Origin of the sequence: Klebsiella sp. C239, from assembly GCF_048822715.1 — a bacterium.
Taxonomy (GTDB): Bacteria; Pseudomonadota; Gammaproteobacteria; order Enterobacterales; family Enterobacteriaceae; genus Klebsiella; species Klebsiella quasipneumoniae.
Window position 1 is genome coordinate 1 of the sequence record NZ_JBMEZK010000014.1, and the last position, 19,154, is coordinate 19,154.

A 19,154-nucleotide genomic window follows, 5' to 3' on the forward strand; every position below is an offset into this window, starting at 1 on the left:
CGGGGTGACAACCGGTGGTAATAAAGCGAAAAAATTCGGTGGAGCGGTAGTTCAGTCGGTTAGAATACCTGCCTGTCACGCAGGGGGTCGCGGGTTCGAGTCCCGTCCGTTCCGCCACTTATTTAACATTAAGCCTGCTCAGATAGCAGGCTTAGTGGTAAGAAAGCTTTAGGGGCGTAGTTCAATTGGTAGAGCACCGGTCTCCAAAACCGGGTGTTGGGAGTTCGAGTCTCTCCGCCCCTGCCATTTATAAGAATCCTTTGCTCAGGCAAAGGATTTTTTTTTATCTCTACTCTCCATCTGCAATATCCCTGTTCAAAATACCTTGCTTCTCTCCGTCCATGGAGAGTACCGCTTATTCCAGGATAGGGCTTTTCAGGATCTCGTGGATCTGCCCCTGCTTATCGCTATTTTGTAACCAGATCGCATAGAGTGGGCGGGAAAGCGTAGCGCTGTCCATGACCGTATGTAACCCATGCTTCTCTTTGGCCCAGCGAACAGGTAGCCAACAGCAGCCGTTCAGGCGTGATAATTGCTGGTAGATCAATTCAGCTGAAGAGGTAGTGAGCAGCGGAACATCATCGCTTCCTATCAGACCCACTTCGTTTTGCTGAAAATCAGGCCCCCATTCAAGGCGCAAGTAATTCAATTCATTTCTGTTTTTTGCAGGGGATGCGCAATACAAGGCAAGGGTAAAATTACCCAACAGCTGGCTGCTTAATTCATCCATCTTCGGCGATTCGGTGGTGATCAGCAGATCCAACTGGCGTTCGTGAAGCTGTTTAACCAGCGACTGCCGCTGTGCGATACGCGCTTCAAACTGGAGATTGTAAGGTGCGCTGTAGAGGGTGCCGAGCCAGCCGTTAAGCATGCATTCCCACAGCGAGGCGCTGGCTCCGATGGAGAATTCATTATGTCGCGAAGAGTGTGCGACCTCCTTGCGCGCAGCCTGCCAGGTATTCATTAACGTTTCGGCGTAAGGCAGGAGCTTTTCTCCGGCCGTCGTCAGGCGAATGTTATTACGATGTCGGGTGAACAGGTTCACACCAAGTTGATTTTCCAGCTGACGAATACGAAAGCTGACCGCTGACTGCGTCAGGTAAAGCGCCTCTGCTGCTCGCCCAAAGTGACGAGTTCTGCTCACTTCCAGGAAAGTCTTGAGCAATTCCGTATCCACACCGTTCTCCACAAAATTATTTGTCGTGATGATTTAAATGTTTTGTTTGACGCTCTGTCAAGCGTAACTAATACTCCGCGCCATAAATAGCTCGGCCAAAGAATCAGGAGCGTGTAGGATGGCGGAAAGCTTTACGACGACTAATCGTTTTTTCGACAATAAAAATTATCCACGCGGGTTCTCCCGTCACGGTGATTTCACCATCAAAGAGGCGCAACTGCTGGAACGTCATGGTTATGCCTTTAACGAACTGGAACTGGGTAAACGCGAACCTGTTACCGATGATGAAAAACAGTTTGTCTCGGTGTGCCGTGGTGAGCGTGAGCCGGTAACGGAAGCAGAACGCGTATGGATTAAGTATATGGCGCGCATCAAGCGGCCGAAGCGTTTCCATACCCTTTCCGGCGGCAAACCGCAGATGGAAGGCGCTGACGATTACACCGAAAGCGATGACTAAGAAAAAAGGGCGTAAGCCCTTTTTTTACGCCATCATTTTCTGCAGATGGTTTAGCATCCGGTCTATCGCCCGATAGCTGAGCGCCTCCTGCAAATGACGGCGTTCAATCTCTTCAGCCTCTGCCAGATCGGCAATGGTTCTCGCCACCTTTAACAGACGCTGCCAGGCTCGAATAGAGAGCCCCAACTGCGTTAGTGTCTGTTCCAGCCAGACAGCGTCCTCCCGCCGTAAGTGGCAGCAGCTCTTCATTTCACGATTCTCAAGATGAGCATTGAGCTTATTTTGCCTGAGCATTTGCCGTTCGCGCGCCGCCAGCACCCGCTGCCGGACCGTTGCGCTAGACTCTTCGCCCTGCGTGCCCTGGCTCAGTATCCCTGGCGGCGGCAGCGGGATCTCTAAGGAGAGATCGAAGCGGTCAAGGAAGGGGCCTGACAGACGTCCCAGATAACGTAATGTCTGCTCAGGCGATGTACGATTATGTTTGCCCTGATAATGCCCTGTCGGGCTTGGGTTCATCGCCGCGATAAGCTGAAAGCGCGCCGGATAGTCAATTTTGGCGCGCGAGCGTGATATGTGGATCTTGCCTGACTCAATGGGTTCGCGCAGCGCATCCAGTACACGCCGCTCAAACTCAGGCAGTTCATCAAGAAACAGCACGCCATTATGGGCCAGGGAAATCTCACCGGGGACCGGTATTGAACCGCCGCCCACCATCGCTGCCAGCGAGGCGCTATGGTGAGGCGCGCGAAACGGCCTCTGACGCCACCGGGTCTTCGCGGTATGCAGATTGACCAGGCTCTGAATGGCGGTGCTCTCCAGTGCTTCCTGATTGCTTAATGGCGGCAGGAGACCGGGTAGCCGGCTGGCAAGCATGGTTTTCCCGGTGCCGGGCGGGCCTATCAGGAGCAGGTTGTGACCCCCGGCGGCCACAATCTCCAGCGCTCGTTTTCCCTGCTGCTGGCCGATAACATCGCGCAAATCTTCGTCGCGTTCATCAACAATAGGTGCCTCGGCAAGAGGCGGTGAAAGCGATGTCTGCCCCGCGAGAAAAGCGCACACCTCCTGCAGATGGTCGGCGACCAGGCAATCGCTGCCGCCGATCAGGCCGACCTCAGCCGCATTATCAGCGGAGACGACGATACGCCGGCCGGCTTTGATGGCCTCCATTGCGCTGGGGATCGCCCCTGGAACGCCGCGTAACCCACCTGTGAGGGCGAGTTCGCCCACAAACTCATAGTGATTCAGTCGCGTCGTATTGAGCTGCTCTGAGGCGACGAGAAGCGCGAGAGCGATAGGCAGATCGTATCGTCCGCCCTCTTTAGGCAGATCCGCTGGCGCCAGGTTAATGGTTATTTTCTTCGCAGGGAAAGCGTAGCCGCTGTTGATCAGGGCGCTACGGACCCGGTCACGGGCCTCTTTCACGGTCGTCTCCGGCAGTCCGACCATAGTCAGGCCGGGCAGACCGTTGCTGAGATGAACCTCGACAGTAATCAATGGCGCTTCGATACCGAGCGCCGCGCGAGTATAGACGATGGCGAGCGACATAAAACCTCCTGGACCAGGCAGGATTATGGCTGATCTGTGGTAAAACGGGAGCGGTAATAGTGAGAATTTAGGACCATAAATCCATACTTTTCGCGCTATATCGTTACATTTAGCCGAAAATGGAATTTCGCTCGCAAAAGAGAGTGGCATGGGAAAGGCACGCGCAAAAGCGCGCGCCAGGCGAGAGAAAACTGAATTTTTTTCATTTCTGATTTTTTTCATATAAAACAATTATTTTTGCTGAAACTGTTAGGCTGCTCAGCAACGGAGATATAAAAAAATCTTGTGTTTTATGTGATGTCTGTGGTACCTCTTTAGGTATTCCTTCGAACAAGAAGCCAGAAAGTACAGAAAATGACAGCCCTTCTACGAGTGATTAGCCTGGTCGTGATTAGCGTGGTGGTGATTATTATCCCACCGTGCGGGGCTGCACTTGGACGAGGAAAGGCTTAAGAATCAAGCCTTAACGAACTAAGACCCCCGCACCGAAAGGTCCGGGGGTTTTTTTATAACTGAAATAACCTAAGCGAGGAGCAGATGATGACTTTTAGCATAAAATTCTGTTTCTCCCGATTTATGACGGGGAACTAACTATGAATGGCGCGCAGTGGGTGGTACATGCTTTGCGGACACAGGGGGTCGACACCGTTTTTGGCTATCCGGGTGGCGCAATTATGCCGGTTTACGATGCACTGTATGACGGCGGCGTGGAGCACCTGCTGTGCCGGCATGAGCAAGGGGCAGCCATGGCGGCCATTGGTTATGCGCGAGCAACCGGTAAAACCGGAGTGTGTATCGCCACCTCCGGCCCGGGCGCGACCAATCTGATCACCGGCCTGGCGGACGCTTTGCTTGACTCCATCCCCATTGTCGCCATCACCGGCCAGGTGGCCGCGCCCTTCATCGGCACGGATGCGTTTCAGGAAGTAGACGTTCTCGGTTTGTCACTGGCCTGTACTAAGCACAGTTTCCTCGTGCAGTCTCTGGACGAGCTGCCGCGGGTCATTGCTGAAGCTTTCCAGGTGGCAAACTCAGGCCGTCCAGGCCCGGTGCTGGTTGATATCCCTAAGGATATTCAGATGGCGCAGGGCGATCTCGATCCCCATTTCTCTACGGTCGCCGATGAGATGGCATTTCCGCAGGCGGAAGTGGCTCAGGCTCTGCAGATGCTGGCTCAATCGCAGCAACCGATGCTGTATGTTGGCGGCGGGGTCGGCATGGCGCAGGCGGTACCGGCGCTGCGTGAATTCCTCGCCGTAACCCGGATGCCGGCGACCTGCACTCTGAAAGGGCTGGGCGTGGTGGACGCCGATTACCCGTATTATCTCGGCATGCTGGGAATGCACGGCACCAGGGCGGCCAACCTGGCGGTACAGGAGTGCGATCTGCTGATTGCCGTCGGCGCGCGCTTTGACGATCGCGTGACCGGCAAGCTCAACACCTTCGCGCCGCATGCCAAAGTGATCCATATGGACATCGATCCGGCGGAGCTGAACAAGCTGCGCCAGGCGCACATCGGTCTGACCGGCGACCTGAACCGCTTGCTGCCGGCGCTGCAGCAGCCGTTAGCGATTGATGGCTGGCGCGAGCGGAGTGCCGCGCTGCGTGCCGATCACGCCTGGCGTTACGATCATCCCGGTGAGGCAATCTACGCGCCGCTGTTGCTGAAACAGCTTTCCGACCGCAAGCCGGCGGACAGCGTGGTGACAACCGACGTTGGTCAGCATCAGATGTGGTCGGCTCAGCATATGACCTATACCCGCCCGGAAAACTTCATCACCTCCAGCGGCTTAGGCACCATGGGCTTTGGCCTGCCGGCCGCCGTTGGCGCCCAGGTGGCGCGCCCTAACGATACAGTGATCTGTATCTCCGGTGACGGCTCCTTCATGATGAATGTGCAGGAGCTGGGCACCGTTAAACGCAAGCAGTTACCGCTTAAGATCGTATTACTCGACAACCAGCGGTTAGGGATGGTTCGACAATGGCAGCAGCTGTTTTTCCAGGAACGTTATAGCGAAACCACTCTGACTGATAACCCTGATTTCCTCACGCTGGCCAGCGCCTTCGGTATTCCTGGCCAACACATCACCCGTAAAGACCAGGTTGAAGCGGCACTCGACACCATGCTTTCGAGCCAGGGGCCATACCTGCTTCATGTCTCAATCGACGAACTTGAGAATGTCTGGCCGTTGGTGCCGCCCGGCGCCAGTAACTCTGAAATGCTGGAGAAATTATCATGATGCAACATCAGGTCGCTTTACAGGCACGTTTCAACCCGGAAACCTTAGAGCGCGTGCTGCGCGTTGTCCGCCACCGTGGTTTCCAAATCTGCGCAATGAACATGGAAACCGCGGCGGACGCACAGAACATAAATATCGAATTGACCGTTGCCAGCCCGCGGCCCGTCGAATTACTGTTTAGTCAATTAAGCAAACTGGTCGACGTTGCCTGCGTCGAGATCCAGCAACCCACATCACAACAAATCCGCGCCTGAGCGCAAAGGAAGAAAAATGACGACGAAAAAAGCTGATTACATCTGGTTCAATGGCGAGATGGTTCCGTGGGGCGAAGCGAAAGTTCATGTGATGTCCCATGCGCTGCACTATGGCACCTCGGTATTCGAAGGCATCCGTTGCTATGACTCGCACAAAGGCCCGGTGGTGTTCCGTCATCGCGAACATATGCAGCGTCTGCATGATTCAGCCAAAATTTATCGTTTCCCGGTCTCCCAGAGCGTCGACGAACTAATGGAAGCCTGCCGTGAAGTCATTCGCACCAATAATCTGACCAGCGCTTATATCCGCCCGCTGGTGTTTGTTGGCGATGTCGGCATGGGGGTAAACCCGCCTCCGGGTTACAACACTGACGTGATCATCGCGGCGTTCCCGTGGGGAGCCTACCTCGGCGCAGAAGCGCTGGAGCAGGGGATCGATGCAATGGTCTCTTCCTGGAACCGCGCGGCGCCGAACACCATCCCGACGGCGGCGAAAGCCGGCGGCAACTATCTCTCCTCGCTGCTGGTTGGCAGCGAAGCGCGTCGCCATGGCTACCAGGAGGGTATCGCCCTCGATGTTAACGGCTATATCTCGGAAGGCGCAGGCGAAAACCTGTTTGAAGTGAAGGACGGCGTGCTGTTCACCCCGCCGTTTACCTCTTCCGCGCTGCCGGGCATTACCCGCGACGCCATCATCAAGCTGGCGAAAGATCTCGGTATTGAAGTCCGCGAGCAGGTATTGTCCCGTGAATCCCTGTACCTGGCGGATGAAGTCTTCATGTCCGGCACCGCGGCGGAAATCACCCCGGTACGCAGCGTGGATGGCATCCAGGTCGGCGCAGGCCGTCGCGGTCCGGTTACCAAACGCATTCAGGAAGCCTTCTTTGGCCTCTTCACCGGTGAAACAGAAGACAAATGGAGCTGGTTGGATCCGGTAAGTAAGTAATTAAAAATGGGACGGCACGCACCGTCCCATTTAATAAACACAGATGGGAGTAAAAAGAGCATGCCTAAGTACCGTTCCGCCACCACCACACATGGCCGCAATATGGCGGGCGCCCGCGCGTTGTGGCGCGCAACCGGGATGACCGATGCCGATTTCGGCAAACCGATTATCGCCGTCGTTAACTCCTTTACCCAGTTTGTTCCCGGGCACGTGCACCTGCGCGATCTCGGCAAACTGGTTGCCGAGCAGATTGAAGCCGCCGGTGGCGTGGCCAAAGAATTCAACACCATCGCAGTGGATGATGGGATCGCCATGGGCCACGGGGGTATGCTCTATTCACTGCCATCCCGCGAGCTGATCGCCGACTCGGTGGAGTACATGGTTAACGCCCACTGTGCGGATGCGATGGTCTGTATCTCCAACTGCGACAAAATCACCCCGGGGATGTTGATGGCTTCCCTGCGCCTGAACATTCCGGTGATCTTTGTGTCCGGCGGCCCAATGGAAGCCGGGAAAACCAAGCTGTCAGATAAAATCATCAAGCTCGACCTGGTGGATGCGATGATCCAGGGGGCGGATCCGAAAGTGTCCGACGAGCAGAGTAATCAGGTGGAACGCTCCGCCTGTCCGACCTGCGGCTCCTGTTCCGGGATGTTTACCGCCAACTCCATGAACTGCCTGACCGAAGCGCTGGGCCTGTCGCAGCCGGGTAACGGCTCTCTGCTGGCGACCCACGCCGATCGTAAGGAGCTGTTCCTTAACGCCGGGAAACGTATCGTTGAGCTGACCAAACGCTATTACGAGCAGGATGACGCTTCCGCGCTGCCGCGCAATATCGCCAGCAAGGCGGCCTTTGAGAACGCCATGACGCTGGATATCGCCATGGGCGGTTCCACCAACACCGTTCTGCACCTGCTGGCGGCGGCGCAGGAAGCTGAAATCGATTTCACCATGAGCGATATCGATAAGCTCTCCCGCAAAGTGCCGCAGCTGTGTAAGGTGGCGCCGAGCACGCAGAAATACCATATGGAAGATGTGCATCGCGCCGGCGGCGTGCTGGGCATTCTGGGCGAGCTGGACCGCGCCGGGCTGCTGAATCGCGAGGTTAAAAACGTCCTCGGCCTGACGCTGCCGCAGACCCTGGAACAGTACGATGTGATGGTGACCCAGGACGATGCGGTGAAAAAGATGTTCCGCGCCGGCCCGGCGGGCATCCGTACCACCCAGGCGTTCTCGCAAGACTGCCGCTGGGATACGCTGGATGACGATCGCGCCGAAGGCTGTATCCGTTCTCTGGAACATGCTTACAGCAAGGACGGCGGCCTGGCGGTGCTGTACGGCAATTTCGCGGAAAACGGTTGTATCGTGAAAACCGCCGGCGTGGACGACAGCATCCTGAAATTTACCGGTCCGGCGAAAGTATATGAGAGCCAGGACGATGCGGTAGAGGCCATCCTCGGCGGTAAAGTCGTTGAAGGCGACGTCGTCGTGATCCGCTACGAAGGGCCGAAAGGCGGGCCGGGGATGCAGGAGATGCTTTACCCCACCAGCTTCCTGAAGTCGATGGGGCTGGGCAAAGCCTGCGCGCTGATCACCGATGGCCGTTTCTCCGGCGGCACCTCAGGGCTCTCTATCGGTCACGTCTCACCGGAAGCGGCGAGCGGCGGCAACATTGCGCTCATTGAAGATGGCGACATGATCGCGATTGATATTCCAAACCGCAGTATCCAGCTGCAGCTGAGCGATGCGGAAATTGCGGCGCGTCGTGAAGCCCAGGAAGCGCGTGGCGACCAGGCGTGGACGCCGAAGCATCGCCAGCGTCAGGTCTCCTTTGCCCTTCGCGCCTACGCCAGCCTGGCGACCAGCGCTGACAAAGGCGCGGTTCGCGATAAATCGAAACTGGGTGGCTAATCATGGCGGATTCACAACCCCTCTCCGGCGCCCCCGAGGGCGCCGAATACCTGAGAGCAGTGCTGCGCGCGCCGGTTTATGAAGCGGTGCAGAAAACGCCGCTGCAAAAAATGGACAAACTCTCTTCTCGCCTGGATAACGTTATTCTGGTGAAGCGCGAAGATCGCCAACCGGTACACAGCTTTAAGCTGCGCGGCGCCTACGCGATGATGTCCAGCCTGACCGCGGAACAGAAATCCCACGGGGTGATCACCGCCTCGGCGGGCAATCATGCCCAGGGCGTGGCGTTCTCCGCATCGCGGCTGGGCGTTAAGGCGCTGATCGTGATGCCGGTAGCGACCGCCGACATCAAAGTGGATGCCGTTCGCGGCTTTGGCGGCGAAGTGCTGCTGCATGGCGCCAATTTTGACGAAGCGAAGGCGAGAGCGATCGAGCTGGCGCAGCAGCAGGGCTTTACCTGGGTGCCGCCGTTCGATCACCCGATGGTCATCGCCGGTCAGGGAACCCTGGCGCTGGAGCTGCTGCAGCAGGATGCCCACATCGACCGCGTGTTCGTCCCGGTGGGCGGCGGCGGCCTGGCGGCAGGCGTGGCGGTGTTGATCAAGCAACTGATGCCGCAGATTAAAGTGATAGCGGTGGAAGCGGAAGATTCGGCCTGCCTGAAGGCGGCGCTGGACGCCGGTCATCCGGTGGATCTGCCGCGCGTCGGCTTGTTTGCCGAAGGCGTGGCGGTCAAACGCATCGGCGATGAAACCTTCCGTCTGTGCCAGGAGTATCTGGACGACATCATCACCGTCGACAGCGACGCTATTTGCGCGGCGATGAAGGATTTGTTCGAAGATGTGCGGGCGGTGGCAGAGCCTTCCGGCGCCCTGGCGCTGGCGGGGATGAAGAAATATGTCGCCCAGCACAATATTCGCGGCGAGCGACTGGCTCACATTCTGTCCGGGGCCAACGTCAACTTCCACGGTCTGCGCTACGTGTCTGAACGCTGCGAGCTCGGGGAACAGCGCGAAGCGCTGCTGGCGGTGACGATCCCGGAAGAGAAAGGCAGCTTTCTGAAGTTTTGCCAGTTGCTGGGGGGGCGTTCGGTGACCGAGTTCAACTACCGCTTTGCCGATGCCAAAGACGCCTGCATCTTTGTGGGGGTGCGTCTAAGTCGTGGGCTGGAGGAGCGGAAAGAGATCCTCCAGTTACTGAACGATGGCGGCTACAGCGTCGTTGACCTTTCCGATGACGAAATGGCCAAGCTCCATGTGCGCTATATGGTTGGCGGCCGACCGTCCAAAGCGCTGCAGGAGCGGCTGTTCAGCTTCGAATTTCCGGAGTCCCCGGGGGCGCTGCTGAAGTTCCTGCACACCCTTGGCACCCACTGGAATATTTCGCTGTTCCACTACCGTAGCCACGGTACCGACTATGGTCGGGTTTTGGCGGCCTTCGAGCTGGGCGAGCACGAGCCGGACTTTGAAACTCGGCTCAATGAGCTGGGCTATGAGTGTCACGATGAGACCCATAACCCGGCATTCCGCTTTTTCCTCGCGGGCTAGTGGTTCGGCAGGATTTTCCAGAAAGCATCAATAAGCGGCTCATGCAGCCGCTTTTTTTGTGCGCAAACGCCGAGCTCGAACGGGGTTTGCTCATCGCTGCGCTCCAGAATCATCACCCTGTTGCGTACCGGCTCCGGGCTGTTCTCCAGCACCACCTCCGGCAGCAGCGCCACGCCGCATCCCAGGGCGACCATCGACACCATCGCTTCGTGGCCCCCGACGGTGGCGTAGATCGACGGATTGCTGATTTTATGCCGCCGAAACCACAGCTCGATACGCCGACGTACCGGCCCCTGGTCAGCCATGATAAACGGCACTGTCGACCAGTCCGGACGCTCGACGGTCACCTGGTTGCGCACCGGGCAGGGAAGGGCCGGGGCAATTAACACCACGGCGAGGTTCTCCAGCATCGAAAACGCCACCGACCCTGGCAGGGTCTCCGGTTTACCGGCAATCGCCAGGTCGGCTTCGCCGGTGACCACCTTCTCCATGGCGTCGGCGGCGTCGCCGGTCGACAGCTTGATCTCTACCGAGGGATGCGCGGCGCGAAAGCGGTCGAGGATCGGCGGCAGATGGCTATAGGCGGCGGTGACAGAGCAGAAGATGTGAAGCTCGCCGGAGAGCGAAGGGCCCTGCTGATCGATGGCGTGGCGAAGCTGCTGATACTGCAGTAAAGTCTGCTGGGCAAAGGTGCGTAACTCTTCCCCTGCTTCGGTCAGGGTCACCGTGCGATTATCTCGCACGAACAGCGGCTGGCCGAGGTCCTCTTCCAGGCGCTGGATCTGGCGCGAAAGCGTCGACGGGCTGACGTGCATGGCCCGCGCGCTGCGGCCAAAATGGCGGCTTTCCGCCAGATGCAGAAAGGTTTTCAGATCGCGTAAATCCACGGCGCGTACTCCCCGGTTTTGTATTTCATAAAATGCAACGTGACGTTGTGAATATATCAATTTCCGCAATAAAATTCCTGTCATATAGTAAGTTCATTCTCGCAAAAGCGAACCGAACAATAAGCACGACACAACATCACGGAGTTACAGACATGGCTAACTACTTTAATACACTGAACCTGCGCCAGCAGCTGGCACAGCTGGGCAAATGCCGCTTTATGGCGCGCGACGAATTCGCCGATGGCGCCAGCTACCTTCAGGGTAAAAAAGTGGTCATCGTCGGCTGCGGCGCGCAGGGTCTGAACCAGGGTCTGAACATGCGTGACTCCGGCCTGGATATCTCCTATGCGCTGCGCAAAGAAGCGATCGCCGAGAAGCGCGCCTCCTGGCGTAAAGCGACCGAAAACGGTTTTAAAGTCGGCACTTATGAAGAGCTGATCCCACAGGCGGACCTGGTGGTTAACCTGACCCCGGACAAACAGCACTCTGACGTTGTGCGCTCCGTACAGCCGCTGATGAAAGACGGCGCGGCGCTGGGCTACTCCCACGGCTTCAACATCGTGGAAGTGGGCGAGCAGATCCGTAAAGACATCACCGTGGTGATGGTGGCGCCGAAGTGCCCGGGTACCGAAGTGCGTGAAGAGTACAAACGCGGTTTCGGCGTACCGACGCTTATCGCGGTACACCCGGAAAATGACCCGAAAGGCGAAGGCATGGCCATTGCGAAAGCATGGGCAGCGGCGACCGGCGGCCACCGTGCGGGCGTCCTGGAGTCTTCCTTCGTGGCAGAAGTGAAATCTGACCTGATGGGCGAGCAGACCATCCTCTGCGGTATGCTGCAGGCGGGTTCTCTGCTGTGCTTCGACAAGCTGGTGGCGGAAGGTACCGACCCGGCGTATGCAGAAAAACTGATTCAGTTCGGCTGGGAAACCATCACCGAAGCGCTGAAGCAGGGCGGCATCACCCTGATGATGGATCGCCTCTCTAACCCGGCGAAACTGCGCGCTTATGCGCTCTCCGAGCAGCTGAAAGAGATTATGGCGCCGCTGTTCCAGAAACACATGGACGACATCATTTCCGGCGAATTCTCCTCCGGTATGATGGCGGACTGGGCGAACGACGATAAGAAACTGCTGACCTGGCGTGAAGAGACGGGTAAAACCGCGTTCGAAACCGCGCCGCAGTATGAAGGTAAAATCGGCGAGCAGGAGTACTTCGATAAAGGCGTTCTGATGATCGCGATGGTGAAAGCAGGCGTTGAGCTGGCGTTCGAAACCATGGTCGATTCCGGCATCATCGAAGAGTCCGCTTACTACGAATCACTGCACGAGCTGCCGCTGATCGCCAACACCATCGCCCGTAAGCGTCTGTACGAGATGAACGTGGTTATCTCCGATACCGCTGAATATGGTAACTACCTGTTCTCTTACGCTTGCGTACCGCTGCTGAAAGAGTTCATGACCACCCTGCAGACTGGCGACTTGGGTACGGCGATTGCCGAAGGCGCGGTAGACAACGCCCAGCTGCGTGATGTCAACGAAGCCATCCGCAGCCACCAGATCGAGAAAGTGGGTCACAAACTGCGTGGCTATATGACCGATATGAAGCGTATTGCGGTTGCCGGCTAATTCCTCGTCGTCTTTCGACTGGCCGATGCGTTGGCTACGGTACGTACACCCCAGTCACATAGTTATCTATGTTCCTGGGGGTGTACTTCCTGGCCGCCTTCCGGCAAGCTGAAATCCATAGAGGAATGAATTTGTTTAGTAGGCCTGATAAGCGAAGCGCCATCAGGCAAAAACCCGGAGATTAAGATCCCCGGGTTTTTTTATTATTTCCGGTACAGGACTTTGATGATGTGGTAGCCGAACTGGGTATGCAGCGGTCCGGTTGGCTCCAGCACCGGGCAGGAGAAGACCACTTTATCGAACGCCGGGACCATCTGGCCCTGGCGGAATTCACCTAAATCACCGCCGCGTTTACCTGATGGGCAAATAGAGTGTTTCTTTGCCAGCTTACCGAAGTCGGCGCCGTTTTTAATCTGCTCCAGAAGATCCAGAGCCAGTTTCTCTTCTTTAACAAGAATATGCAGTGCTGCTGCTGTTTTTGCCATGATCGTGCCTTGAATAGGTTGAGATAAATCGGGGCGCAATATACCACGCGTCAGCGGCGATAAAGCACCTTAATGATATGGTAGCCAAACTTGGTTTTTACCGGACCGTAGGGCTTGAGAAGCGGGCAGCTAAAGACCGCCTGATCGAATGGGCCGACCATCGCGCCTTGCTGAAACTCGCCCAGGTCGCCGCCGTTGCGCCCCGACGGACATTGGGAATAGCGCTTCGCCAGATGATCGAAGCTGACGCCCCGCTCCAGTTTGGCGAGGATCTCCTGGGCCAGTTTTTCTTCTTTGACCAGGATATGCAGGGCTGCTGCGGTCTTTTTCATGGTTCTGCCCTATGGGTTAATCGCGATTTCTTCACTTTACCATCAGTCGGTAAATCTCGGCTCCGCTTTCTGCTACAATCCCCACCCCGTTCGAAGATTGAGCAAGACTCCCATGCGTTTAAACCCTGGCCAACAACAAGCCGTCGAATTTGTAACCGGACCGTGCCTGGTGCTGGCGGGCGCCGGCTCCGGTAAGACCCGCGTGATCACCAATAAAATCGCCCACCTGATCCGCGGCTGCGGCTATCAGGCGCGCCATATCGCGGCCGTGACCTTTACCAACAAAGCCGCGCGCGAGATGAAAGAGCGCGTTGGGCAAACGCTGGGGCGCAAAGAGGCGCGCGGGCTGATGATTTCCACCTTCCACACCCTGGGGCTGGATATCATCAAGCGGGAATACGCCGCGCTGGGCATGAAGTCTAACTTCTCCTTATTCGACGATACCGACCAGGTGGCGTTGCTCAAAGAGCTGACCGAAGGGTTGATCGAAGATGACAAAGTGGTGCTCCAGCAGTTGATCTCGACGATCTCCAACTGGAAAAACGATCTGAAAACCCCGGCCCAGGCCGCCGCGGGTGCGAAAGGCGAACGGGACCGCATCTTCGCCCACTGCTATGGGCTGTACGATGCGCATATGAAGGCCTGCAATGTCCTCGATTTTGACGATCTGATCCTACTGCCGACGCTGCTGCTGCAGCGCAATGAGGAGGTGCGCGAACGCTGGCAGAATAAGATCCGCTACCTGCTGGTGGATGAGTATCAGGATACCAACACCAGCCAGTATGAGCTGGTGAAGCTGCTGGTGGGCCAGCGGGCGCGTTTTACCGTGGTAGGCGACGATGACCAGTCGATCTATTCGTGGCGCGGCGCGCGGCCACAGAACCTGGTGCTGCTCAGCCAGGACTTCCCGGCGCTGCAGGTTATCAAGCTTGAGCAGAACTATCGCTCCTCCGGGCGTATTCTGAAAGCCGCTAACATTCTGATCGCCAACAACCCGCACGTTTTTGAAAAGCGTCTGTTCTCCGAACTGGGATACGGCGCTGAGCTGAAAGTGCTCTCCGCCAACAATGAAGATCATGAAGCGGAGCGCGTGGCCGGGGAACTGATCGCCCACCACTTTATTAATAAAACCAATTACAAAGACTACGCGATCCTTTATCGCGGCAATCACCAGTCGCGGGTCTTTGAAAAGATGCTGATGCAGAATCGCATCCCGTACAAAATCTCCGGCGGCACGTCGTTCTTCTCGCGCCCGGAAATTAAAGATCTGCTGGCCTATCTGCGCGTGCTGACCAACCCGGACGACGACAGCGCCTTCCTGCGTATCGTCAACACGCCGAAGCGCGAGATCGGCCCCGCGACGCTGCAAAAGCTCGGTGAGTGGGCGATGGGCCGCAACAAAGGATTGTTCACCGCCAGCTTTGATATGGGTCTTAGCCAGACGCTGACCGGGCGCGGCTATGAATCACTCACCCGCTTCACCCACTGGCTGCGCGAGATCCAGCAACTGGCCGAACGCGAGCCGGTCAACGCCGTGCGCGACTTGATCCGCGGGATTGATTACGAATCCTGGTTGTATGAAACCTCGCCCAGCCCGAAAGCCGCGGAAATGCGCATGAAAAACGTCAACCAGCTGTTCACCTGGATGACCGAGATGCTGGAAGGCAGCGAAATCGATGAGCCGATGACCCTGACGCAGGTGGTCACCCGCTTTACGCTGCGCGACATGATGGAGCGCGGCGAATCGGATGAAGAGCTGGATCAGGTGCAGCTGATGACCCTCCATGCCTCAAAAGGGCTGGAGTTCCCGTATGTTTACCTGGTGGGCATGGAGGAGGGATTGCTCCCGCACCAGAGCAGCATTGATGAAGATAACGTCGATGAAGAGCGCCGGTTAGCCTACGTGGGCATCACCCGTGCGCAGAAAGAGCTGACCTTTACGCTCTGTAAGGAGCGCCGGCAGTATGGTGAGGTGGTGCGCCCGGAACCGAGCCGTTTCCTGCTCGAGCTACCCCAGGACGATCTGATTTGGGAGCAGGCGCGCAAAGTGATTACCGCTGAAGAGCGAATGCATAAAGGACAGGCTAACGTGGCGAACATTCGCGCCATGCTGGCAAAAGCTAAAGAGAAAGGATAGCGATAAGCAGGCCGGGTAAGGCGAAGCCGCCGCCCGGCAATGTTCAGCGTATTACTTCACCTCAAGCATCCAGTGCACATAGCTTTGCCACTGGCATTCCTGTTCGATCAGCTCAGCCCCAAGCGGGTGATTATCCAGCCAGTTTTCCGGCAGCGTCAGGGACAGTTTTTCATCATCGGCCACCAGATTGATGGCGGGCAGCAAATCGTCACGCCGCCGGCTGGCAAAGAGGATCGCCAGTCGCAGCAGGCGACAAAGATGTTCGGCAACCCGCGGCGGGACGGCGTTCTGCTGATGAAGCGATGAGAGGTCGATGGCGTTAGTCTGGTTAAGCAGCAGCGTCGCAATCAGCTTCTTCTGCGCTGGGGTAAAGCCGGGCAGGTCGAGATTATTGACCAGATAGGCCGCGTGCTGCGGCGCGCGCTTAAAATCCACGCTCAGGCCAATCTCATGCAACGCACAGGCGCTGAGGAGCAAATCGCGGCTCAGCGGATCCAGTTCCCAGCAGCCGTCCAGCTGGCTGAGCAGGTGGCTGGCGAGACCAGCGACGCGCTGGGCCTGTTCGGTGTCGATCATAAAACGACGCTGAATATTACGCAGAGTGCGGCTGCGGATGTCCTGTTCAACGGAGAGATGCAGCATGCCATACACCAGCCCTTCCCGTAATGCGCCGCCCGCGAGGGTCATACACTGAATATTCAGTTCGCTGAAGATAGCGATAAGGATCGCCAGCCCGCTCGGAAACACCAGCGCTCGCTCAAGGGTTAAGCCTTCGATCTCCAGCTCTTCCAGGCGTCCGCACTGGATGGCGCGCTGTTTAAGCTGCTGGAGTTTGGTCAGGGTGATCCGCTCATCCATCCCCTGCGCCATCATAATTTCCTGCAGAGCCTGAACGGTGCCGGAGGCGCCAACGCACACTTTCCATCCGTGATAGCGCAGCACATCGGCGATGGGCAGTAGCACCTCACGCGCGGCCGCCTCGGCAAGATCGAAATTCTCTTTCGTCAGGCTGCGGTCGGCGAAATAGCGTTCAAGCCAGGTCACACAGCCCATCGACAGGCTAAATAGCGAGGTCGTTTGCGCGCCGGTGCCGGTCACCAGTTCGGTGCTGGCGCCGCCGATATCGACCACCAGACGCTGATCGGCGCCGCCGGTGGTGTGGGCGACACCCTGATAAATCAGGCGCGCTTCTTCTTCACCGCTAATGACCTGTACCGGACTGCCGAGGATCTCCTGCGCTTTCGCCAGAAATTCGCCGGCATTGACGGCAAGACGCAGCGTGGCGGTGGCCACGACGCGGATTTGCGCCGGCGGAATATCCTGCAGGCGTTCGGCAAACAGGCGTAAGCACTGCCAGCCGCGTTCCATCGCTTCTGCGGATAGCGTGTTGTCGCTATTCAGGCCGGCGGCCAGACGAACTTTGCGCTTAATGCGGCTCAGCGTTTGGATACTGCCAGCCACCTCGCGCACCACCAACATATGGAAACTGTTGGAGCCCAAATCAATGGCGGCATACAGCGAGGTGGAGCTCATGCTCTTCATCGTTCAGAAGGCTCCCTCGTCGACGGGGCGCTTGTGCCCAATCCGTGTAACTGAGCGGGTTGCCGGGGAAACGCGCCCTGGCAGATTCTGAATGATTGAGCGTATAGCATAGAGTTCTTAACCTGAACGACGACGATTGCGCGGTGGACCGCTGCGGCGCGGGCCGTTGCCTGGACGCGCACGGGTCAGGCGCAGCGGCTTAGGCAGGTCGGTCATCAGCGCGTCCGGGTTGTACTTGCTGACCGGAATTGAGTGACCAATATAGGTTTCGATAGCCGGCAGGTTCAGCGCATACTCTTCGCAGGCGAGGCTGATGGAGTGACCGCTGGCGCCAGCGCGACCGGTACGGCCAATGCGGTGAACGTAATCTTCGCAGTCGTCCGGCAGATCGTAGTTAAAGACGTGGGTCACGGCCGGAATGTGCAAGCCACGAGCGGCAACGTCAGTCGCGACCAGAATATCAAGGTCGCCGCGGGTAAATTCTTCGAGAATCCGCAGACGTTTTTTCTGCGCCACGTCGCCGGTCAGCAAACCTACGCGATGGCCGTCGGCGGCGAGATGGCCCCAGATATCTTCACAACGATGCTTGGTATTAGCGAAGACGATGGCGCGATCGGGCCACTCTTCTTCCAGCAGCGTCTGCAGCAGGCGCATTTTTTCTTCGTTGGACGGGTAGAAGAGCTCTTCTTTAATACGGTGGCCCGTTTTCTGTTCCGGCTCGACTTCAACGTACTCGGCGTTGTTCATTTGTTCGAACGCCAGTTCGCGTACGCGATAAGAAAGCGTCGCGGAGAACAGCATGTTCAGACGCTGAGTGGCCGGCGGCATGCGGCGGAACAGCCAGCGGATATCTTTAATAAAGCCGAGATCGTACATGCGATCGGCTTCGTCCAGCACGACGACCTGAATGGCGCCGAGGTTAATGTGGTTTTGCTTCGCGTAATCGATCAGACGACCGGTGGTACCGATCAGAATATCGACGCCGCTTTCCAGCACTTTCAGCTGCTTATCGTAGCCGTCGCCGCCGTAAGCCAGACCCAGCTTCAGACCGGTGGCCTGCGCCAGCGGTTCAGCGTCCGCGTGGATCTGTACCGCCAGTTCGCGCGTCGGCGCCATAATCAGCGCGCGCGGCTGGTTAACCTGGCGATCGGCGATAGCCGGGTGAGAGAGAAGATAATGAAACGTCGACGTCAGGAACGCCATCGTTTTACCGGTACCGGTTTGCGCCTGCCCGGCGACATCGCGGCCTTCCAGCGTCAGCGGAAGGGCGAGGGCCTGAATAGGTGTGCAATTATGAAACCCTTTCTTTTCAAGGGCTTCAATGACTGCCGGGTGCAGGGCGAAGTCGGAAAACTTCTGTTCTGTTAAATGTGTTTTGCTCATAGTGTGGTAGAATATCAGCTAACTATTGCATTAAGAAAGCGTATCCGGTGAAATAACGTCAACCTTTCGTTGGCGGTGTACGAAATTATTCAAGGTACGTCTACGGTAACTGAACGAATCCAGGATAGCTTAGACCACTAAGCGAGCCGGGAGCGATAAATCTGCAATATGCAGTGCGCGTTCAGGTGACCCTGGCGTCAAAGGGTGGGTCCATGAGGGATCGCGCCAGTTGGCAGACCAGAGAATTGAGGTATCCTGAAGAATAGCGTGCATAACGTAGCCGCAGCGCGTCGTTGATGGCTACGACACCAACACACCAGGCTTATTCCTGTGGAGTTAAATATGAGCGATAAAATTATTCACCTGACTGACGACAGTTTTGACACGGACGTACTCAAGGCTGACGGGCTGACCCTCGTCGATTTCTGGGCAGAGTGGTGTGGTCCGTGCAAAATGATCGCCCCGATTCTGGATGAGATCGCTGAAGAGTATCAGGGCAAACTGACCGTAGCTAAGCTGAACATCGACCAGAACCCGGGCACCGCGCCGAAGTACGGCATTCGCGGCATCCCAACCCTGCTGCTGTTCAAAAACGGCGAAGTGGCGGCCACCAAAGTCGGCGCACTGTCCAAGGGTCAGCTGAAAGAGTTCCTCGACGCCAACCTGGCGTAAGCGAATTGCTG

The 19,154-nt window shown here is 57.2% G+C and carries 18 protein-coding genes and 2 tRNA genes; 13 read left to right on the forward strand and 7 right to left on the reverse strand.

What is annotated here, in order from left to right:
* The first annotated feature begins 40 nt into the window (after positions 1–40).
* Positions 41–117 (forward strand) — tRNA-Asp (locus tag ACOI6Z_RS24565).
* Positions 118–170: 53 nt separating this feature from the next.
* Positions 171–246: transfer RNA gene (locus ACOI6Z_RS24570), tRNA-Trp, on the forward strand.
* 109 nt (positions 247–355) lie between these two features.
* Here the strand turns inward: ACOI6Z_RS24570 and hdfR are convergent.
* Positions 356–1,177 carry an HTH-type transcriptional regulator HdfR gene (gene hdfR, locus ACOI6Z_RS24575; RefSeq protein WP_032454492.1) on the reverse strand — a complete coding sequence of 274 codons (822 nt, stop codon included), beginning with the start codon at positions 1,175–1,177 and terminating at the stop codon, positions 356–358.
* 118 nt (positions 1,178–1,295) lie between these two features.
* Between hdfR and ACOI6Z_RS24580 the strand changes: the two genes are divergently transcribed.
* A complete protein-coding gene (locus tag ACOI6Z_RS24580) occupies positions 1,296–1,634 on the forward strand; it encodes a DUF413 domain-containing protein (RefSeq protein ID WP_004886877.1) in 339 nt (112 codons plus the stop codon).
* Positions 1,635–1,658: 24 nt separating this feature from the next.
* Here ACOI6Z_RS24580 and ACOI6Z_RS24585 read toward each other — a convergent pair whose 3' ends face one another.
* A complete protein-coding gene (locus tag ACOI6Z_RS24585; RefSeq protein ID WP_065813049.1) occupies positions 1,659–3,179 on the reverse strand; it encodes a YifB family Mg chelatase-like AAA ATPase in 1,521 nt (506 codons plus the stop codon).
* 354 nt (positions 3,180–3,533) lie between these two features.
* Between ACOI6Z_RS24585 and ilvL the strand changes: the two genes are divergently transcribed.
* From ilvL to ilvA, 7 genes are all read left to right on the forward strand, one after another.
* Positions 3,534–3,632, forward strand: a complete 99-nt coding sequence (gene ilvL / locus ACOI6Z_RS24590; protein WP_001311244.1) for an ilv operon leader peptide — start codon at positions 3,534–3,536, stop codon at positions 3,630–3,632.
* Positions 3,633–3,719: 87 nt separating this feature from the next.
* A complete protein-coding gene (gene ilvX / locus ACOI6Z_RS24595) occupies positions 3,720–3,770 on the forward strand; it encodes a peptide IlvX (protein ID WP_175426296.1) in 51 nt (16 codons plus the stop codon).
* Positions 3,771–3,772: 2 nt separating this feature from the next.
* Positions 3,773–5,419, forward strand: a complete 1,647-nt coding sequence (gene ilvG / locus ACOI6Z_RS24600) for an acetolactate synthase 2 catalytic subunit (RefSeq protein ID WP_049013138.1) — start codon at positions 3,773–3,775, stop codon at positions 5,417–5,419.
* Complete coding sequence (gene ilvM, locus ACOI6Z_RS24605) at positions 5,416–5,673, forward strand: acetolactate synthase 2 small subunit (RefSeq protein WP_004886870.1); 258 nt, start codon at positions 5,416–5,418, stop codon at positions 5,671–5,673. The genes ilvG and ilvM overlap by 4 nt, the downstream gene beginning before the upstream one ends.
* Positions 5,674–5,689: 16 nt before the next feature.
* Entirely contained in the window at positions 5,690–6,619 is a 930-nt protein-coding gene (gene ilvE, locus ACOI6Z_RS24610) for a branched-chain-amino-acid transaminase (RefSeq protein WP_032430284.1), read from the forward strand.
* A gap of 60 nt (positions 6,620–6,679) precedes the next feature.
* Complete coding sequence (gene ilvD, locus ACOI6Z_RS24615) at positions 6,680–8,530, forward strand: dihydroxy-acid dehydratase (RefSeq protein ID WP_023291545.1); 1,851 nt, start codon at positions 6,680–6,682, stop codon at positions 8,528–8,530.
* Positions 8,531–8,532: 2 nt separating this feature from the next.
* Positions 8,533–10,077 (forward strand): threonine ammonia-lyase, biosynthetic, encoded by a 1,545-nt coding sequence (gene ilvA / locus ACOI6Z_RS24620; protein WP_017899412.1) that lies wholly within the window; start codon positions 8,533–8,535, stop codon positions 10,075–10,077.
* Here ilvA and ilvY read toward each other — a convergent pair.
* Positions 10,074–10,964: an HTH-type transcriptional activator IlvY gene (gene ilvY / locus ACOI6Z_RS24625; protein WP_012543253.1), complete on the reverse strand. Its 891-nt coding sequence runs from the start codon at positions 10,962–10,964 to the stop codon at positions 10,074–10,076. The two genes, ilvA and ilvY, sit on opposite strands and share 4 nt — an antisense overlap.
* 152 nt (positions 10,965–11,116) lie before the next feature.
* Here ilvY and ilvC point away from each other — a divergent pair, with 152 nt between their 5' ends.
* Positions 11,117–12,592 carry a ketol-acid reductoisomerase gene (gene ilvC / locus ACOI6Z_RS24630; RefSeq protein ID WP_023291546.1) on the forward strand — a complete coding sequence of 492 codons (1,476 nt, stop codon included), beginning with the start codon at positions 11,117–11,119 and terminating at the stop codon, positions 12,590–12,592.
* A gap of 203 nt (positions 12,593–12,795) precedes the next feature.
* Here ilvC and ppiC (ACOI6Z_RS24635) read toward each other — a convergent pair whose 3' ends face one another.
* A complete protein-coding gene (ppiC, locus tag ACOI6Z_RS24635) occupies positions 12,796–13,077 on the reverse strand; it encodes a peptidylprolyl isomerase PpiC (protein WP_004886861.1) in 282 nt (93 codons plus the stop codon).
* 50 nt (positions 13,078–13,127) lie between these two features.
* A complete protein-coding gene (ppiC, locus tag ACOI6Z_RS24640) occupies positions 13,128–13,409 on the reverse strand; it encodes a peptidylprolyl isomerase PpiC (RefSeq protein WP_032454495.1) in 282 nt (93 codons plus the stop codon).
* A gap of 112 nt (positions 13,410–13,521) precedes the next feature.
* On the opposite strand from ppiC (ACOI6Z_RS24640), the gene rep reads away from it, so the two are divergent.
* On the forward strand, positions 13,522–15,546 hold the full coding sequence (gene rep / locus ACOI6Z_RS24645; protein WP_004886858.1) for a DNA helicase Rep: 2,025 nt from the start codon (positions 13,522–13,524) through the stop codon (positions 15,544–15,546).
* A 51-nt stretch (positions 15,547–15,597) separates the two neighbouring features.
* Here rep and gppA read toward each other — a convergent pair whose 3' ends face one another.
* Complete coding sequence (gene gppA / locus ACOI6Z_RS24650; RefSeq protein ID WP_023291549.1) at positions 15,598–17,088, reverse strand: guanosine-5'-triphosphate,3'-diphosphate diphosphatase; 1,491 nt, start codon at positions 17,086–17,088, stop codon at positions 15,598–15,600.
* Between the two features lie 117 nt (positions 17,089–17,205).
* Positions 17,206–18,471: an ATP-dependent RNA helicase RhlB gene (gene rhlB / locus ACOI6Z_RS24655; RefSeq protein WP_023291550.1), complete on the reverse strand. Its 1,266-nt coding sequence runs from the start codon at positions 18,469–18,471 to the stop codon at positions 17,206–17,208.
* A 342-nt stretch (positions 18,472–18,813) separates the two neighbouring features.
* Here rhlB and trxA point away from each other — a divergent pair, with 342 nt between their 5' ends.
* A complete protein-coding gene (gene trxA, locus ACOI6Z_RS24660; RefSeq protein WP_002883224.1) occupies positions 18,814–19,143 on the forward strand; it encodes a thioredoxin TrxA in 330 nt (109 codons plus the stop codon).
* Positions 19,144–19,154 lie beyond the last annotated feature (11 nt).

What these genes read in the sequence shown, in the direction of transcription:
- ACOI6Z_RS24580 (WP_004886877.1), top strand. Translation starts at nt 1,296, where the DNA reads ATGGCGGAAAGCTTTACGACGACTAATCGTTTTTTCGACAATAAAAAT.
- ACOI6Z_RS24585 (WP_065813049.1), bottom strand. Translation starts at nt 3,179, where the DNA reads ATGTCGCTCGCCATCGTCTATACTCGCGCGGCGCTCGGTATCGAAGCG.
- ilvL (WP_001311244.1), top strand. Translation starts at nt 3,534, where the DNA reads ATGACAGCCCTTCTACGAGTGATTAGCCTGGTCGTGATTAGCGTGGTG.
- ilvG (WP_049013138.1), top strand. Translation starts at nt 3,773, where the DNA reads ATGAATGGCGCGCAGTGGGTGGTACATGCTTTGCGGACACAGGGGGTC.
- ilvM (WP_004886870.1), top strand. Translation starts at nt 5,416, where the DNA reads ATGATGCAACATCAGGTCGCTTTACAGGCACGTTTCAACCCGGAAACC.
- ilvE (WP_032430284.1), top strand. Translation starts at nt 5,690, where the DNA reads ATGACGACGAAAAAAGCTGATTACATCTGGTTCAATGGCGAGATGGTT.
- ilvD (WP_023291545.1), top strand. Translation starts at nt 6,680, where the DNA reads ATGCCTAAGTACCGTTCCGCCACCACCACACATGGCCGCAATATGGCG.
- ilvA (WP_017899412.1), top strand. Translation starts at nt 8,533, where the DNA reads ATGGCGGATTCACAACCCCTCTCCGGCGCCCCCGAGGGCGCCGAATAC.
- ilvC (WP_023291546.1), top strand. Translation starts at nt 11,117, where the DNA reads ATGGCTAACTACTTTAATACACTGAACCTGCGCCAGCAGCTGGCACAG.
- ppiC (WP_004886861.1), bottom strand. Translation starts at nt 13,077, where the DNA reads ATGGCAAAAACAGCAGCAGCACTGCATATTCTTGTTAAAGAAGAGAAA.
- ppiC (WP_032454495.1), bottom strand. Translation starts at nt 13,409, where the DNA reads ATGAAAAAGACCGCAGCAGCCCTGCATATCCTGGTCAAAGAAGAAAAA.
- rep (WP_004886858.1), top strand. Translation starts at nt 13,522, where the DNA reads ATGCGTTTAAACCCTGGCCAACAACAAGCCGTCGAATTTGTAACCGGA.
- gppA (WP_023291549.1), bottom strand. Translation starts at nt 17,088, where the DNA reads ATGAAGAGCATGAGCTCCACCTCGCTGTATGCCGCCATTGATTTGGGC.
- rhlB (WP_023291550.1), bottom strand. Translation starts at nt 18,471, where the DNA reads ATGAGCAAAACACATTTAACAGAACAGAAGTTTTCCGACTTCGCCCTG.
- trxA (WP_002883224.1), top strand. Translation starts at nt 18,814, where the DNA reads ATGAGCGATAAAATTATTCACCTGACTGACGACAGTTTTGACACGGAC.